The sequence below is a fragment of the Agaribacter flavus genome, from assembly GCF_042646125.1.
GTDB lineage: Bacteria > Pseudomonadota > Gammaproteobacteria > Enterobacterales > Alteromonadaceae > Glaciecola > Glaciecola flavus.
This window is the reverse complement of sequence record NZ_JBHRSW010000047.1, coordinates 174,663-191,413: the sequence shown is the minus strand read 5'-3', so window position 1 is coordinate 191,413 and position 16,751 is coordinate 174,663. Positions and strand designations below refer to the sequence as shown.

The following is a 16,751-nucleotide window of genomic DNA, read 5'->3' as shown; positions in this document are numbered from 1 at the left end:
TAAGAAAAAGGAAACACTATGTCAACAGGGCTAGGTGACACGCAAGACAACATGGCTGGAGAAACAGCTAAACCTGCAACTCAGGCAGCGGTGATACACAAAGGCATGTTGCTGCCGTTTATACTGGTAACAGCCTGTTTTGCACTTTGGGGCGCTGCCAACAACATGACTGATTTACTGGTTCCGGCCTTTCAAAAAGTCCTGAGTATGAGCCAGCTACAATCTTCTTTTATACAATCTGCTTTTTATGGCGCTTATTTTGTTATGGCGCTGCCGGCTGCTTTTCTTATCCAAAAGTACAGTTACAAAAATGGCGTGCTGATAGGCTTGTCTATCTATGCGCTAGGTGCGGTTTTGTGTTACCCCGCAAGCCAAGCAATGAGTTTTGAGTTTTTCCTATTAGCATTTTATGTGTTTGCATCAGGTTGTGCGATTTTAGAAACCGTTGCCGCGCCTTACATCATGTCGATGGGCCCAGAAGCGAGCGGTACACAACGTATTAACTTAGCTCAGGCATTTAACCCCATTGGTGTATTGATGGGCGTTTTCTTAGGTAAAGAAGTAATACTTAAAGGGCTGAATGATGCCACGGAAGCAGAACGAGCATTGATGTCGGCACAAGAGCTCAGTGCCATTCAAAGTCAAGAGCTTGGCAATGTTGTCACTGCCTACTTGATTGTTGCCTTAGTCGCATTTTTGTTGGCTGCCATTATATTTTTTGTGCGCTTTCCTAAGGGACACGCAAGCGATAACTTTGGCGAACTAAAAGCCGCTTTCAATCGTTTAAAACAAAATAAACGATGGAAGTTTGCAGTCGTGGCTCAGTTTTTCTATGTTGGCTGCCAAATAGGTGTGTGGACTTACGCAATTAAATTTATCATGGATAATCACAGCGCCGTAAATAATGAAGCACAAGCGGGGGAGTACGTTTTTTATGGTTTGTGCGTGTATACTGCTTTCCGTTTTATATGTACCGGCTTGATGAGTATCATTAGCCCCAGTCGTTTATTAAGTATCATGGCTGCCATTGCAATTGCCCTCATCATTGTAGCCGTGTTTGCTGGTGGTAACTTGGGCACATACGCATTGCTTGCCTGTTTTCCTTGTATGTCGTTAATGTTCCCGACTATTTATGGCTTGGGATTAACCGGCGTGGGTGAAGATAGAAAGCTAGGGGGCTCGTTTATTATCATGGCTATCTTAGGCGGCGCAATTCTTGTTCCGATTCAAGGCTGGATCATTGACGTCACGGGCAATGTCAATACGAGCTATTTACTGCCGCTTACATGCTTTGCTGTGGTATTGCTGTTTTCTTTGTTCTCACATAAATCACTCGCGGAAAATGAATAAGCAAAACGTATTATTTACCGCATTCATACGTCAACACCAAGGACGGGTGCGTGCGTTTATTCGGAGTATGGGTGTCGAATCAGAAGCCGTTGACGACGTGGCGCAAGAGGCTTTTGTCATTGCTTACAGGGAATTAAACAGTTTTGATCTTGAAATGGACTTTGGGAATTGGCTTTGTGGTATAGCTAAGAACGTTATCAGAAATGATCTACGCAAACGCGCTCGTCAGTACAGAATAATGAATGAGCAACTGACCTATTTTTTACTGGAAGACCTTGAAAGTGAGGTACAATTTGTTAACGAAAATGACAACGAATTGCATGCTTTGAGAGAGTGTATCAAGGAACTCCCAGACAAAAGTAAAGACTTAATCACCCAAAAGTATTCCAACGAACAAAATTCACAAGCACTGTCAGAGCATTTTGGCATGTCTGCCACCGCAATTCGACTGAGCCTTATGCGAATACGCAAAAAGCTAAAGAGTTGCGTGGATTATAGGCTAGAGTATGAAAACTAAAGACGACGAAGACAATTTGCAAAAACGCTTTGACACACTCGCATCCAAACTTGTCGACAGCGCTTTGAATGAAGACGAGACACTGGAGTTGATCGACTTAGGTCGCAAGCTACCCGGCAGCCAGCGCGCATTGCGCAAGCAGCTTGCAATGGATAATTTACTCAGCCAAGTGTTTGCCGAAGAAAATGCACAAGAGACCTTTGTTGAAGATGTGCTGGCGAAAACTCGCATTAGCGAGCAACAAAAAGCATTTGAAGCGCGGATCTTATCCAGTGTTGCTGTTAGCGCCAACGACACCCCAACAAAAAGCTCGAAGACGCCTTGGTATATTTCTGGTTTCAGCATGGCGGCCTGCCTACTGCTTACTATCACGTATTTCATGGGTTCAATAAAGTCGGACAACCCCCTAAGTCAACCAATAGCAAATGAAATAAACCATGATGGCGTTGCGCTTATCGCTAATGCGGTTGGATTAGCACCGGGTAGCCCATTTCGTTCAGGTGAAGCCATTACCCCAGGCGAGTTGAAAATAGACCAAGGCTTCCTTGAGCTCGAATTTTATCAGGGTGCTTTGCTAAAAATAGCGGGGCCCGCGCATCTGGATATTATTGATGAGCAACGCGTAAAACTTCATACAGGCAAAGTCATGACCGATGTGCCTACAGTTGCCATTGGCTTTACGATTGATACCCCTAACTCTGAAGTCGTAGACTTGGGCACAGCTATTGGTGTCAGCGTTGATGCAAATGGCGATTCACAAGTCCATGTGTTTGACGGATTGGTAGAGGCTAGAACCGAAAGTGGAGAAGCGCAACGAATCGAAAAAGGTGACGCGGTAAATTTCTTCTCGCCGAATACCAGTGACTGGTCAGAAGCTACAGCAAATTCAAGTAAGTTTGAGGAGTTTTCGCAAATCGATGCGCTCATACTCTCTGAAGACAATGAAAAACATACTAAGTGGCAAGAGCGCAAAGCACAAACTCTTCAAGACGAGGCCTTAGTGGCTTACTATGATTTTGAAGTAGAGGCGAATAAATTCCGAAAATTAAAAAACATTGCCCCTAGCTCATACGACTATGACGGCGCGATTGTAGGTGCAAAATGGAACGTGGGGCCTTGGCCGGGCAAATCTGCACTGGAGTTTAAACACCCTGCCGACAGAGTAAGAATCGACATTAAGGAGCCTTTAAAGAGTTTTACCCTTGCCACTTGGGTAAAAATCGATAGCTTAGATAGGCAATTTAACTCTCTTTTATTGACTGATGGCTTTAAAGACGGTGATTTACATTGGCAATTAGGTAATTTCCACAATAACCGTTTCGGTACGTTTATTCTGGGTACGCTGTCTACCGAGAGCGAACATTTAAACTACAATTATTCACCGTTTTTCTCGCCTGCTGATTCGGGTACTTGGTATCACTTAGCCACGACTTTGGATCATAAAGCGCAGCAAGTCAGCATGTATATAAACGGACAACGCGTTAAAGAGACTGTGTTACAAAACCCCTCTGAGTTTTGGCGTATTGGTGAAGCCTCAATTGGCAATTGGAATAGCCTTAATGAAAAGAATCCTTTGCGAAACTTAAACGGCAGCATGGCCGAGCTCATTGTCTTTTCGCGCGTACTGCAAGATAAAGAGATCAGCGCCTTGGCACTAAATTAACTTGATCTCGAGATCAGTTAAATTAAGCCTGCGTTAAGCCAAGACAAAAACTTTCGCCAGTGTGAGTTATTGGCTGAACAAGCTTTGTCGATATTCACGACCAAGTTACCGTCTTTGTCTAGCAAAGGTGGTTTGGGTTCGGAGCGAACAAATAAGCCATCTTCGCTCATGTATAAAATGTAATTTAAGCGACTATCAATAGTGACATACACAGACGAACCATATTGCGAATCAATAAAAAACGAGCCCGACCCATCCAAAGCTTGATTAGAAAAAACAGGTAATACGGTCTCTGTGCGCAAATCAAAAGAACGGCGTGTACTCGCTGGTATGGGTCGCCCGGATATAGGTCGCCCGGATATGGGTCGCCCTGATGAATGTTGCTCTGACTCTAACTCCGTAAGGTTGATACGGCGTTCAGAAAGCCTATCAAACTGAAATACAGGATCCGCACCAAGTGCCGTCAACCAACTTTTCCACTTAACAAAGCTTGCGTCTATTTGTATTTGTTCACTATGAATAGGGAAATATTGCACTGTGCAATCTTTGGTATTTGTTAATGTAATGAGATAGTGATTACTTGCTTCTTGAAAGGGAGAGAGGATTGCAATGGGGATCTCTTTATCAAATTGATGGTATAGCCAAAAGGGAGAGACAAGGAGTGTGCTGACCAACGCGACTGTACTCGCACTCAACAGCCAAAAACCAAATCGAAAAGCGAGTCTAGCTTTCAAGGCTTGGCCTGATTAACTTATTTGTAAAGGAACAACGGCAATATTGGAGTGAAGGGGTGGAATGTTCTTTGTTATTCCTCTTCCAGACACTCTCATCATTGCTGCTCCAAGCGACTACATTTTTGGATCAAAGACTTCTCGCATTTGACGCGCAAAGGCGATAAATTTTTCTTTGATTGTTGTTTTAATCTTAATATCTAAGCCGCCTAACAATACATAACCTTCGATCACAATAGTAGGCGCTTGTTTGTCAGCAATAGACGGTGCCTTATTGTCAATACCGCCCAGTATGCAAAAAGCCGACGATACAACGTTAACATTTTCAGGCACATAAGTATTTATACCACCCAGTAAAGAAAACACCTTCAATGTTACCCGCTGAGAAGTAAACACCGCATCAGAAAAGTCTAAATCCACGCCACCCAAGACAGCGACTGCATTCATCTTTGCTGGCACAACCCAGCGTCCACTGCGTTCATTGCCACCTAATATGCTTACCACTTTCATCTCAGCATCGTCTTCAGTGCTTGCCGCTGCATAATTGATACCGAGCTGCTTGTCTTTTTGGTATTTGAGTGCTTCGTCAGAAGGAGGAGAAAGATCTTTGACTTGTTCAACAATTTCAGCATGACTGTTACTCTCCGTTGCGACATCCAACCGACGTTCAAAGGCATGCTCAGAAATAATGCCATGGCTGTAGTTGTATATTAGGGTATCGATAGTTTCTTCACGCACAGTTTCGATAGGGCGATCTTCTAATATTACTGACATGTTGTCCTCACTAGTTGGTCAAATTGACGAATTAAACATTAAGTGGCGTTCTTTCTTTACTCAATGACACTAATAAGCACCATATGTGCCATATATTAAGTTATTGTTTTTATTGAATTATGTAATTTCAATAAAACGAAACCTTGTGAAAAACACGATATTTTGGTGAATGAGCGCGATATGAACAAACGAGCACTACATTCTCTTTTTACTCAACACGGTGGGAAATCGCCACGTATAATCCCGCCGTGTTTACTGAGTGGAGACTACAAAGATTTCAGCATCGTTTCGGCGTCACTGACCTCAAAACGACCCGGGTCTTCAAGATTAAGCGCCACTACTGTACCATCATCAACCAACATACTGTAACGCTGTGACCGAATACCGCCAAAACTATCAGTATCCATATCCAGCCCGATGGCTTGTGTAAATTGCGCGTTGCCGTCGGCTAACATGGTTACATGCTCAGCATTAGCTGATTTACCCCATGCATCCATAACAAACGCGTCGTTGACCGACAAACAAATAATATCGTCCACTCCCTTTGCCTTAATTTTATCAGCCAATGCAACGTAGCCGGGTAAATGCGCTTGTGAACAAGTAGGCGTAAACGCACCCGGTACAGCAAACACTACGACCTTTTTGCCTGCAAATAAATTGTTGCTATGCGGGTTTATCATTTCGCCGTCTTTAAGCAGTGAAAACGTCGCTTCTGGTAATGTCGCGCCAACTTCAATCATTTCAGTTTCTTCCTTCATTAATATAAACATCAAACCGATGTTTCTTGGATGTTATTGCCATGTCTGGCTGTCTATTCTTATCATTGTCTATTGGCAAAGCATAGTTAGGTCTTTTTACCACTACTCGTTGCCTAGCGCGTTCTAGCGCAAGCCCCATCATCTTGCTACTGTCGGTATCTGCCCCCAACAACTGCTGAAAAGCCTGCATTTCTTTTTTTACCATAGCTGATTTTTTCTTATGCGGAAACATCGGATCAAGATAAATCACGTCTGGCTGTATTTGAAGTGTTTGCAAATATTCAATGGCATCTACTTTGAGCAAATTCATGCGCTCAACCACGTCTAGTTGTGCGTTCATGGCTCTATCCACCGCATCCTCCAGCAAGGCGGCGACAATTGGACTGCGCTCAATCATCGTTACACTGGCACCGACACTGGCCATAACAAAGCTATCCGTTCCCATACCCGCTGTACAATCTAGGACAGTAAGCGCTTCTTTACCTTTGATACCGATGGCCTTTGCCAAAGGTTCTTTACGGCCGCCACCATGTTGTTTTCGATAGGCTAAAGCGCTGGAAGCAAAATCGACATAGATATCCGACCACGATGGCTCACTAGACAAGCGCAACACCAACCCTTTTTCGGTAAAAACCAACTGCCACTGTTTATTATTGTATAGCCTTTTGCTTTGCTTGGGTTTTACGCTAAAAACCTTAAACCCCGTTTGCTCCGCCAACAGTTTTGCTTTTTCATGCGCGGCGATACGACCAAGATCTTCAACGAGAATGACAGTTTCAAGTGTTTGTGGTTGATCTTGTTTATCTTTAAGCATTGCTATAATCATCTCGGTACGCCAGCCATCTATCAACGAGCTGTAGCGCTTGCTTATGATGCGTTTGCCACATTTTGTTTGCCATCTCTTTAACGTTATCAATTAACCACGCATCTCGCACTAGATCAGCAATTTTTAAATCTGCTACACCAGTTTGTTTAGTACCCAGCAATTCGCCCGGCCCACGTATTTCCAAATCCATTTCAGCAATATAAAAACCATCGCTAGACGCCCTTAGCACACCCAAACGCTTGCTCGCGGTTTTTGACAAGGGATTGGAGTACATCAATACACAGTGACTCTCTACAGTGCCTCGCCCAACTCGTCCTCTCAACTGATGCAGCTGCGCCAAACCTAAACGTTCGGGGTTTTCAATGATCATTAAACTCGCGTTGGGTACATCAACACCAACCTCTATTACCGTGGTGGCTACCAATAGGTCGAGACGACCGCACTTAAATTCGTCCATAATATTCTGCTTTTCTACCGCTTTTAAACGACCGTGTACCAAGCCTATCTGCAACTCGGGCAAAGCAGTGCGTAAACTCGTCGCGGTATCCTCAGCCGCTTGACATTGCAGTACATCTGACTCTTCAATCAAGGTACATACCCAATAGACTTGCCGTTTATCCTGACAAACTGCGCGTTTTACGCGTTCGATAATCTCCGCACGGCGTGTGTCGGGCAACACGGCTGTTTTTACCGGTGTTCGACCTGGGGGAAGTTCGTCAATAATCGAGGTGTCTAAATCAGCGTAAGCCGTCATCGCGAGCGTTCTTGGAATAGGTGTGGCGGTCATAATAAGTTGATGAGGGAACTGTCCTTGTTGCTCCCCTTTTTGGCGCAAAGCCAAGCGCTGATGGACGCCAAAACGATGTTGCTCATCAACAATCACTAGGGCTAAACGCTGGTACTCCACATTTTCTTGAAAAATTGCATGCGTCCCCACCAAGATATTTATTTCACCATTTTCTAAGGCTACTAAGGTTGCTTCTCGTGTTTTACCTTTGGCTTTTCCCGCCAGCCAGCCCACTTTAATACCTAAGGGGGCAAGCCAAGCTTCAAAATTGTTTGCATGTTGCTCAGCCAGTAATTCAGTTGGCGCCATCAACGCCACTTGATACCCCGCACTAATCACCGACAAAGCAGCTAATGCGGCTACTAAGGTTTTACCCGAACCAACGTCGCCTTGTACCAAACGCATCATCGGTAAGGGTTTGGTCAAATCAGACTCAATTTCCTGCACCACTCTCTGTTGAGCCCCAGTTGGGGTAAAGGGCAGAGTAGCCAAAAATTGTTGCTTAGCGCCTTCATCCACATGAATGGCAATGCCGGGGTCTTGCTTACTCTGCGCGCGTACTTTTAGCATGCTAATGTGATGAGCTAACAATTCTTCTATGATCAGGCGCTGCTGTGCAGGGTGTTTACCTTCAGTCAAGGTGTCCATATCTACATCAGGACTGGGTTGGTGTACGAGTTGTAAAGCCTCGTTGAGTGACAATTGATTGTCGTACAAGCCAGCAGGTAGCAAATCAGTTAAAGCGCCTTTTTGAAGCTGCTCAAGTGCCTGTTTTGCGAGCTTTCGTAAGGTAGTCTGATTGACGCCTTCTGTACTTGGATAAACGGGGGTAAGGGTTTCTTCCATTCCCCCGATACTGCCATCTTCTACTGACTTGTACTCTGGGTGCATCATCTCTAAACCAGATGGACCGGTGCGTACCTCACCAAAAGCACGAATCGTAGTACCTGTAACAAAGCCCTTTAACTGAGCGGCAGAAAAGTGAAAAAATCGCAGACTAATACTCCCTGTACCATCACTTAACTTCACCACTAGCATACGTTTACGGCCGTATTTTATGTCTGCACTCATCACTTCGCCTTGCACAGAAACATGTAAATACGCATGTAAATCAGCAATCGGATACAAGCGCGTTCGGTCCTCATACCGCGATGGCAAGTGAAACACCATGTCTTGTAAAGTTCGTAAGCCCAGTCGCGCTAACTTTTCGGCAACCTTTGCTCCCACCCCTTTTAGGGTAGTAAGAGGGGTATCAGCTAATGAGCGCATAGCAAGGTTTGTGTATTATTATTTTCATGGCTAAAGAGTAACAAACAATTGCACTGCGGACATCCCTGTTTTTTGGGTGGGCTTTAGCGCAGTAACTCACTAAGTTCTTGCTTACTCTGCTCTGGCGTTTTACCAGCCGTATCTAAAATGATGCGAATATGCGCTGCGCCCATTGATGATGCCAAAAATTTTGAAAGTTCTGTCTTTCCTGTTGCGGGCAAGCCTCCAAAAATATACAGCATACGATTTTACTCATTTCCTTTAAAACTCAAATTAGCCTAAACAGTGATTGCCATTGCTTGCATCTCAAAATAAAGCTGGCGCACCTCGCATGAGGTGTAATTTACACTGACACCTTTATTTCCGAGCTAAATAGTAGACAGCAGGGATCACTAGCATAGAAATAATTGGGCTGATGATCATACCACCAATCATGGGGGCGGCGATTCGTTGCATAATTTCACTGCCACTTCCGTCACCAAACATGATAGGAATGAGACCCGCAATAATGGTTAAAACCGTCATAGCCTTTGGCCTGACGCGTTGAATTGCCCCATGACATATTCGCTGTTTGCTATCTCCATTTTGTTGCTGCCAACTGTTGTTCAGGTACAACAACATGATCACACCAAACTCAGCAGCCACGCCAGCGAGTGCGATCATCCCTACAACGGTTGCAACCGACAATTGAAAATCCAAATAGTACATAAACCACAGTGATCCGGATAAAGCAATCGGTAATGTCGCCATGATCAGAATGGTTTGCCATAAACGTTGAAACAAGATTTGTAGTAATATAAAGATGATCAACAAAGTAGCGGGAACGACCCACATTAATTTATTGATGAGTCGTTCAAGATACTCATATTGCCCTGCAATATCCCACGTTACCTTTTCTGGCAAATCGACACTGCGCAACACTTCTCGAAGCTCGGCGACATATTCTGCCAACGGTACATCTGGCCTGACGTCAATAAACACCCACGCAATATTACGCGCATTCTCTGATTTAATGATCGATGGGCCACTGGCTATATTAATATCTGCGACTTGTTCTAGCGTGAGCCACGCACCAGAAGGACTGACAAACGGCAGCGCTCTTATGCTTTCTATACTTGTGCGGTTTTCTCTTGGGTAGCGCAGGTTAATCGGAAAGCGTGCTTTGCCCTGCACAGATTGTCCAATGGTTTGTCCACCTATCGCCATTCGAACCAAATCATGGATATCATCGACACTTAAATCATATTTTGCGGCGGCAGCACGATCGGGACGAATGTCTAAATAACGCCCCGACAAACTGCGTTCACCAATCACTGAAGCGGTTGACGACAACTGTTTCACAGCACTTTCTACCGCAATAGCAGCTTGTTCTATATCGGCTAGCTCGTCGCCAGCTAATTTAACCCCTACAACAGTTTTCACACCCGTACTCAACATGTCAATGCGGGTTTTTATTGGTTGAACCCAAGCATTGGTTAAGCCTGGAAGACTAACTTTACTATCCAATTCTTGGATAATATCGTCCAGCGAGACACCATCACGCCATTCGGCTTTTGGTTTTAGCTGAATCGTTGTCTCTATCATTGTAAGGGGAGCTGGGTCAGTCGCGGTGTCAGCTCGGCCTACTTTACCAAATACGGAATGTACTTCAGGCACCGTTTTAATGATGCGATCCGTTTGTTGTAAAATTTGCCCTGCTTCTTGGATCGACACGCCAGGCAAAGTAGTTGGCATGTACAGTAAATCACCTTCATCAAAGTTTGGCATAAATTCCAAACCTAAGCGTTGTAGAGGATAAATCGCCGACAGGCCAATGCCTAGTGCAAACAAGAGGGTCAACCATGGAAAGCTTAAGCTTAAGTTTAGAAAAGGTTTGTAAGCTGCTTTGAGTCCTCGGTTTACCCAGTTTTGATCTTCCGTGATTACTTTACCGCGCAAAAAAATCACAATTAAAACAGGCACAAGACTAATAGACAAAAGTGCAGCCGCCGCCATCACGAAGGTTTTTGTATATGCGAGAGGTGAAAAAAGTCGCCCTTCTTGCCCCTCTAGTGCAAAGATAGGTAAAAAGCTTAGGGTAATAATCAACAATGAAAAAAACAGGGCAGGGCCGACTTCCATGCACGCTTGCCTGACAAGCGGATAGAAGTTGCTGCGTTTATTATCAAGGTGCTCTAGTTTTTTTTGCGCATTCTCAACCATCACAATCGCCGCATCAACCATGGCACCAATAGCAATAGCGATGCCTCCAATCGACATCAAATTGGCATTGATATTAAACATACGCATCAAGGCAATACCCAGTAAAATAGCGCAAGGTAAACAAAGTGCAACGATTAGCGTTGCCCGAACATGCATTAAAAACAACGCACAAACCAACACAACCACAATGATTTCTTGGACGACTTTTTGTTTTAAATAGTCTATGGCTCGAACAATCAAACCCGTGCGGTCATATGCCGTTTCGATCACGACACCATCGGGTAATGCTGACTGTATTTTTTCTATTTTTTTCTTAATTTGTTCGATAACCGTTAAGGCATTTTCTCCGTCTCGCATGACGACAATCCCGCCAACGACCTCGCCTTCTCCGTTCCACTCAGCCACCCCTCGACGCGTTTGAGGACCTAATCTTATTGTAGCCACATCACCAAGTTTAATAGGTGTACCTCGTTCATTGCTGATACCGATAGGAATATCAGTAAATTCATCCAAGCGCTGCAAATAGCCCTGACTCCTGACCATATACTCGGCTTCGGAAAGCTCCACTACCGAACCACCTACCTCACTGTTTGCCGCGTTAATTGCTTGATGAATTTGTTTGAGTGTGACTTGATAATTGAGTAGTTTGAGCGGGTCGACTATCACTTGATAAGTCTGCACCATGCCCCCTACTTTCGCGACTTCAGCAACACCTGGCACGGACTGCAACTCTTGACGAATAAACCAATCTTGCAGTTTAGTTAACTCACCCAAATGATGTGTACCCGATGTGTCTCTTAGTATGTATTGAAAAACCCAACCCACACCCGATGCATCAGGACCTAGCTCAAGAGACACGCCAGCGGGTAGCGAACTCTGCGCTTGAATTAGATATTCTTGCACGCGCGCTCTAGCCCAATACAAATCGGTATCGTCGTCAAAAATGATATACAAATATGCATCACCAAAAAACGAATATCCACGCACAGTCACACTACCCGGCACGGACATTAGTCTTGTAGACAAGGGATAAGTGACCTGCTGTTCTACAATATCGGGAGACTGACCAGCATAACTTGCTTTTACGATGACTTGTACATCACTTAGATCAGGTATTGCATCAATTGGCGTATCAAGTAAGGCTTTATAAGCCAAGCCAGTGAATAGCGCGATGGTCAAAACCACCAATAGCGGCCAGCGCAGACTGAGATCAATTATCTTGTTCAGCATACATACTCCCTTAGTGCTGGTGACCAATATCACTGTCAGTTTGAACAGTCATATTGCTGGCAATATTTGATAAGCTCGCTTCCGCATCCAATAAAAACTGACCCGACGTAACGACACGTTCACCGGCTTGTAAACCCGCTAGAACTTGCGCTCGGCCTTGCGTAATCAGCCCGACTTCCACCTCTCTTAGCGAAAACTGATTGTCCGCAGATTGAACAAACACACGATTGTTTTGCGCCATTTGAATTAACGCGTCGACAGGGATATTTAGTGCGCTTATTGGAGGCGCATAAACCCTAAGGGTCGCTAGCATATCCGGTTTAAGCAATTGCTTGGGGTTGTTAACGGTTAAGCGCACTTGCAATGTGCGCGTCACAGGATGCAAGGTAGGATATATAAATTCAATCTGCCCCTCTAGCTTGAAGATATCCGCTGCAGGTATATCCAGTTCCACTTTTTGCCCAACTTCGACCCAGTCTGCTTGGCTTGCAAACACTTCTGCGATGACCCATACACTTGAGAGATCGGCAAGCGTCATCAAGCGATGACGAGCTTCAGTATACATGCCTTGCCGGATATTTAATGAAGATACAATGCCATCCTGCTCGGCATAATAGGGAACACGATAAAATACTTCCCTTGTCTTTTTCAGTTGTCTAATCAAATCTTGATTCAAACCTAATAGCTGTAACCGCCTTTCGCCTCTTTCCATGAGTACTGCACTTTGCTGCTTTGAATTTAACAGTGCTAAGAAATCTTCTTGCGCAACAAGTAAATCAGGGGCGTATATTTCATATAATAATTCCCCTTTTTTGATGCCTTGACCCACCGAATTGGCGTTCAGGTTTTCTATCCAGCCTGATGCTCTCGAGTGCAAATGACGCAATCCTGTCTCATCAAGCTGCACTGCGCCATAACTTGAAGTGAAACGCTCTAAGGTGCTAGTCGCTACTAATGCTGTCTGTATGGCCATAGCTTGTTGCATCGCGCCAGACACCTCTACAGAGTGCTCGTTAGAATGATTGTTTTGTTGCAGCACCAGATCCATACCGCATATTGGGCACGTGCCTTCATGATCTTTCACAATATGAGTGTGCATGGGGCAGATGTATTGTACAGATTGTAAAGGATGATGAAGCGGGTTTGATTCACCCTTTCCCCACAAAAGGTAAGTGGTAAGTAAACACCCACACACAGTGAAAAATTTGATAAATTTGAACATAAGACTTCCCCAAAAAATCGCAAATATTTATGATTGTTGCCAATGTGGCTAAGTAGTATTGGTCGCTATCTTATTGGGGGGATAAAGGTATTTTTACTCGGTGATTCAGGTAACTTATTTTCGTAGGGCTGGTACGGATGACTGAACGCTTGGTTGTATTGCTCTATACTCAAGAGTATCGCAAGATAATGGCCATTGCCATCTTGGGCACAACCATGACACGCGTCATTACACGAACTAGTCGCATCCATTGTTTCTGCGTCTCCACAACAACAACTCGCTGGGTCTTGTGAGTCTGTTACATGCATCAACTGCTTGTGGCCGTCCATCATATGACAAGGCTTCGCCGTATCGTCTTCGCCATTGTGCGTCACTGCAAGTTCGGGCACCTCAGAGGCAATTTGCAGGTACAAGGCCGCCGTTCCGCTACCAAAAGCCGGAAAGCACAAAATAAAAACCAGTAAGCCACGCACGAAAATACTCATGAGTTCGATTGTAGTTTATTTTGTGCTGTTGGCAATACTGGAAATTACACAATATTTATCTGTATAGTACAAATACTAAACGGCAGTAAATTGTAAAGATGTGTTTTCCAGCACAGTTGAAGATTCAGGGCAATAGCAGATGAACTATCAGGTTGGTGGTTTTGAAATTGATACCAACAATTACTGTATTAATAAGGACAGCTCTGCGATTGCGGTCGAACCGAAAGTCTTTGATGTCATCGTATACCTGATCAAGCATGCCGACCGTGTGGTCACTAGACAAGAGTTCTTTGATGAACTTTGGCAAGGTTTGGCTGTGTCAGATGCGACCCTTAGTAATCACATTAAATTCGCTCGTCAGGCATTAGGTGACACAGGACAAGCACAACACATCATAAAAACGGTGCATGGCAGAGGATACCAATTTGTTGCACCGGTCAAAGTCAATCTTAAATTCAACTCAACGGCTCAAAACCCTGCATTAAAAATAAAAAACATACTGAAAGTAAGTACTCACAAATATATTTTAACCAGCATTATCTCTATAGTTTTACTTGCTGCGATCTTGTGGCTCTCGCAAACAAACAACCGAGATTTATCTGCCGATCATGTACCCAGCCTGCAAAATTTACCAACTGAGAATTTGCAAGCTCTAGAACTCTACTTTCAAGGAAAATACTTTAGCCAACTCGGTACCCAACAAGACTTTGAAAAAGCCATCGACTTTCTGCAGAAAGCCATTGCGGCCGATCCGAGGTTTGCTATCGCTTACGCCGAGCTTGCTCGCTTGGAACTTAATCAAATTCACTGGTCAGGTAAGCCAATTGAACAACAGACTAGCTTAGCCAAAGCCTTGATTGAAACAAGCCTAGACCTTAACAATATACTCCGCCCTCGGTGTACTCAATACATTTGAACGACAGTATTTAAACGCTCAAATAGCTTACGAAAAAGCAATCGAACTTGACGCCGACAACATAAACGCATTGACCGAATATGGCCATTTGCTTTTGTGGAAGTTACGCGACATCAACAAAGCTGAAACTATTTATACCCGAGCCTTGCAAGCACATCCCAATGACAATCTGATGAAAACATACCTCGTCAGTGCGTTCATCGATGCGGGCAAGTTTAATCGTGCCCAAATCACTATCAATGAAATAATTGAAGATGATCCCGAATTTGCGCCTGCCTATCGCTCAAAAGCAGACCTATACTATTGGCAGGGCAACGGGTTAGCAGAATCCCAGATGGCGCTCAGCCAAAACCTGCGCCTTTCAATCGACGATCCTTTTAGTAGCATGCTCATGTCTCAAATTTATGTCTTAAGTGGAGATAGAGATAAAGCCATCGCTTGGTTGAAACGCGGCTTAACACTGGCTCCTAACTCAAATTACGCCGAAGCTAGCCAAGCCTTAGTTGATAGTTTGCATGGTCAATATGACAAGGCCTTTGATGTATTTGTGCAGCTCCCCCCCAATCAGCATGTGTTCCCAATTTATATGTTTGACTTGTTTGAAGTAGGAAAAAAGTTACATCGCTTACCCGAAGTAGAAGCGCACTTTCGTAATTTTTCACCAAACTTATTTAAACAAAACATTGATATCAATGCTTCGAACTTCATTGCCGCTATATCTGTGGCGAGGCTACTAAGAGAAAAAGGACAACTTACTCAAAGTGACACCTTATTAGATAAGTGTTTGAACGTGGTTTCCACTGCTCCTTATGGCGGTTGGTCAACGAGAGAAAGCGATTGGAAAACGCGCATCTATCTCGCTAAAGATCAGTTGGACTTAGCAGCGCTAGCCTTTGCTGAATATGTTGATACTGGTCATGCATCACATACTGTTTTAAATTCTCCTACCTATTCTCCGCTAAAGCCTCACCCAACTTACCAAGCTGCGCTGGCAAAAATGCAAAGCTATTTACAACACACACGCGCCAAACTTCGCCATATGGAATCAACTGGGCAAATTGTGCTACCCGAGGACATTTAACAAATCGTTAGACAATTATTAGCGTTTAATTAGGACTGTCAATTGCCAGTACTGAATACTGACGCTAACAGAACAACCTTGTGCCACTTGTAATAAGGAGTATTGCAATGCCCACTCCACTAGACATATTGCTCGATCCAATATCTTTGAGTTTATTAGCCCTATACCTTGTATTGATTTTATTGGAAGCCTTGTTTCCCGCTCGCGATTTACCAAAAGCCAAACACTGGAAAACGCGCACCTTTTGCTCTTTCATGCTGTTTTTTTATCTTTCGAGTTATCTTCCCTTACTTTGGGATACTTACTTTTTGCCTTATCAACTCATAGATTTAAGCCATGTAAATCCATTGTTGGGTGCCTTTGCGGGTCTATTGGTTTTTAATTTTTTACTGTATTGGTGGCATCGCGCTATTCACAAATTTACGTTTCTTTGGCGTGTCTTCCATCAATTTCACCACAGCGCAGAACGAGTGGATGCATACGGAGCCTTCTATTTTAGTCCGATGGATATAATTGCTTTTACGTTTTTAGGCAGTGTAGCTTTGGTGTTGTTAGTCGGTCTGTCTGCACAAGCCGCGAGCTTGTATCTTTATGCCAGTATGTTTTTACCAATATTTCAACACATGAATGTACGTACGCCGACTTGGCTTGGATATATCATTCAGCGACCAGAGAGTCACAGCATTCACCACAAAAAGGGTGTACATGCGCATAACTATGCCGATTTACCGATTTTCGACATTATTTTCGGTACATTCAAAAACCCTGCGTCTTTTGAAAAAGAAGCAGGGTATTACCTAGGTGCTTCTTCAAGGATAGCGGAGATGCTGCTTTGTCGAGATGTATCCAAACCTAAACAAACTGAAAGTCACCAAGGTGCATAGCAAATAATAAACATACAACTGCCTATCGGGAGCAACTAAACCGCGCCAGAAATGCA

General features: G+C 44.1%; 15 protein-coding genes. 6 read left to right on the top strand and 9 right to left on the bottom strand.

What is annotated here, in order from left to right; all coding sequences use genetic code 11:
- Positions 1–18: 18 nt before the first annotated feature.
- From fucP to ACFOHL_RS16520, 3 genes are read left to right on the top strand one after another with little or no spacing between them, the layout of a single operon-like run.
- Complete coding sequence (fucP, locus tag ACFOHL_RS16530; RefSeq protein ID WP_376921344.1) at positions 19–1,350, top strand: L-fucose:H+ symporter permease; 1,332 nt, start codon at positions 19–21, stop codon at positions 1,348–1,350.
- Positions 1,343–1,867 carry a sigma-70 family RNA polymerase sigma factor gene (locus ACFOHL_RS16525; protein WP_376921343.1) on the top strand — a complete coding sequence of 175 codons (525 nt, stop codon included), beginning with the start codon at positions 1,343–1,345 and terminating at the stop codon, positions 1,865–1,867. The genes fucP and ACFOHL_RS16525 overlap by 8 nt, the downstream gene beginning before the upstream one ends.
- A complete protein-coding gene (locus ACFOHL_RS16520) occupies positions 1,857–3,530 on the top strand; it encodes a LamG-like jellyroll fold domain-containing protein (RefSeq protein WP_376921342.1) in 1,674 nt (557 codons plus the stop codon). The genes ACFOHL_RS16525 and ACFOHL_RS16520 overlap by 11 nt, the downstream gene beginning before the upstream one ends.
- A gap of 17 nt (positions 3,531–3,547) precedes the next feature.
- On the opposite strand, the gene ACFOHL_RS16515 is transcribed toward ACFOHL_RS16520, so the two are convergent.
- The 9 genes from ACFOHL_RS16515 to ACFOHL_RS16475 all read right to left on the bottom strand — a co-directional run bounded on the left by ACFOHL_RS16515 (position 3,548) and on the right by ACFOHL_RS16475 (position 13,814).
- Complete coding sequence (locus ACFOHL_RS16515) at positions 3,548–4,264, bottom strand: hypothetical protein (protein WP_376921341.1); 717 nt, start codon at positions 4,262–4,264, stop codon at positions 3,548–3,550.
- Positions 4,265–4,378: 114 nt separating this feature from the next.
- Positions 4,379–5,035, bottom strand: a complete 657-nt coding sequence (locus ACFOHL_RS16510; RefSeq protein WP_376921340.1) for a LiaF domain-containing protein — start codon at positions 5,033–5,035, stop codon at positions 4,379–4,381.
- A 266-nt stretch (positions 5,036–5,301) separates the two neighbouring features.
- Complete coding sequence (locus ACFOHL_RS16505) at positions 5,302–5,775, bottom strand: peroxiredoxin (protein ID WP_376921339.1); 474 nt, start codon at positions 5,773–5,775, stop codon at positions 5,302–5,304.
- A gap of 1 nt (position 5,776) precedes the next feature.
- Positions 5,777–6,607, bottom strand: coding sequence for a class I SAM-dependent methyltransferase (locus ACFOHL_RS16500; protein WP_376921338.1), 831 nt, complete (start codon positions 6,605–6,607; stop codon positions 5,777–5,779).
- Positions 6,600–8,675: an ATP-dependent DNA helicase RecG gene (recG, locus tag ACFOHL_RS16495; protein WP_376921337.1), complete on the bottom strand. Its 2,076-nt coding sequence runs from the start codon at positions 8,673–8,675 to the stop codon at positions 6,600–6,602. Before recG ends, ACFOHL_RS16500 begins: the two co-directional genes overlap by 8 nt.
- A gap of 83 nt (positions 8,676–8,758) precedes the next feature.
- Complete coding sequence (locus tag ACFOHL_RS16490) at positions 8,759–8,917, bottom strand: hypothetical protein (protein WP_376921336.1); 159 nt, start codon at positions 8,915–8,917, stop codon at positions 8,759–8,761.
- A 115-nt stretch (positions 8,918–9,032) separates the two neighbouring features.
- Positions 9,033–12,107, bottom strand: a complete 3,075-nt coding sequence (locus ACFOHL_RS16485; protein WP_376921335.1) for an efflux RND transporter permease subunit — start codon at positions 12,105–12,107, stop codon at positions 9,033–9,035.
- Positions 12,108–12,117: 10 nt separating this feature from the next.
- Positions 12,118–13,329, bottom strand: a complete 1,212-nt coding sequence (locus ACFOHL_RS16480; RefSeq protein ID WP_376921334.1) for an efflux RND transporter periplasmic adaptor subunit — start codon at positions 13,327–13,329, stop codon at positions 12,118–12,120.
- 65 nt (positions 13,330–13,394) lie between these two features.
- Positions 13,395–13,814 carry a hypothetical protein gene (locus ACFOHL_RS16475; protein ID WP_376921333.1) on the bottom strand — a complete coding sequence of 140 codons (420 nt, stop codon included), beginning with the start codon at positions 13,812–13,814 and terminating at the stop codon, positions 13,395–13,397.
- Positions 13,815–13,953: 139 nt separating this feature from the next.
- On the opposite strand from ACFOHL_RS16475, the gene ACFOHL_RS16470 reads away from it, so the two are divergent.
- The 3 genes from ACFOHL_RS16470 (at position 13,954) to ACFOHL_RS16460 (ending at position 16,695) form a co-directional block, all read left to right on the top strand.
- Positions 13,954–14,730, top strand: a complete 777-nt coding sequence (locus tag ACFOHL_RS16470; RefSeq protein ID WP_376921332.1) for a winged helix-turn-helix domain-containing protein — start codon at positions 13,954–13,956, stop codon at positions 14,728–14,730.
- A gap of 94 nt (positions 14,731–14,824) precedes the next feature.
- Complete coding sequence (locus tag ACFOHL_RS16465; RefSeq protein ID WP_376921331.1) at positions 14,825–15,811, top strand: tetratricopeptide repeat protein; 987 nt, start codon at positions 14,825–14,827, stop codon at positions 15,809–15,811.
- Between the two features lie 107 nt (positions 15,812–15,918).
- Positions 15,919–16,695, top strand: coding sequence for a sterol desaturase family protein (locus ACFOHL_RS16460; RefSeq protein ID WP_376921330.1), 777 nt, complete (start codon positions 15,919–15,921; stop codon positions 16,693–16,695).
- Positions 16,696–16,751 lie beyond the last annotated feature (56 nt).

Coding starts and splice junctions, on each gene's coding strand:
- fucP (WP_376921344.1), top strand. CDS start 19: ATGTCAACAGGGCTAGGTGACACGCAAGACAACATGGCTGGAGAAACA.
- ACFOHL_RS16525 (WP_376921343.1), top strand. CDS start 1,343: ATGAATAAGCAAAACGTATTATTTACCGCATTCATACGTCAACACCAA.
- ACFOHL_RS16520 (WP_376921342.1), top strand. CDS start 1,857: ATGAAAACTAAAGACGACGAAGACAATTTGCAAAAACGCTTTGACACA.
- ACFOHL_RS16510 (WP_376921340.1), bottom strand. CDS start 5,035: ATGTCAGTAATATTAGAAGATCGCCCTATCGAAACTGTGCGTGAAGAA.
- ACFOHL_RS16505 (WP_376921339.1), bottom strand. CDS start 5,775: ATGATTGAAGTTGGCGCGACATTACCAGAAGCGACGTTTTCACTGCTT.
- ACFOHL_RS16500 (WP_376921338.1), bottom strand. CDS start 6,607: ATGCTTAAAGATAAACAAGATCAACCACAAACACTTGAAACTGTCATT.
- recG (WP_376921337.1), bottom strand. CDS start 8,675: ATGCGCTCATTAGCTGATACCCCTCTTACTACCCTAAAAGGGGTGGGA.
- ACFOHL_RS16490 (WP_376921336.1), bottom strand. CDS start 8,917: ATGCTGTATATTTTTGGAGGCTTGCCCGCAACAGGAAAGACAGAACTT.
- ACFOHL_RS16485 (WP_376921335.1), bottom strand. CDS start 12,107: ATGCTGAACAAGATAATTGATCTCAGTCTGCGCTGGCCGCTATTGGTG.
- ACFOHL_RS16480 (WP_376921334.1), bottom strand. CDS start 13,329: ATGTTCAAATTTATCAAATTTTTCACTGTGTGTGGGTGTTTACTTACC.
- ACFOHL_RS16475 (WP_376921333.1), bottom strand. CDS start 13,814: ATGAGTATTTTCGTGCGTGGCTTACTGGTTTTTATTTTGTGCTTTCCG.
- ACFOHL_RS16470 (WP_376921332.1), top strand. CDS start 13,954: ATGAACTATCAGGTTGGTGGTTTTGAAATTGATACCAACAATTACTGT.
- ACFOHL_RS16460 (WP_376921330.1), top strand. CDS start 15,919: ATGCCCACTCCACTAGACATATTGCTCGATCCAATATCTTTGAGTTTA.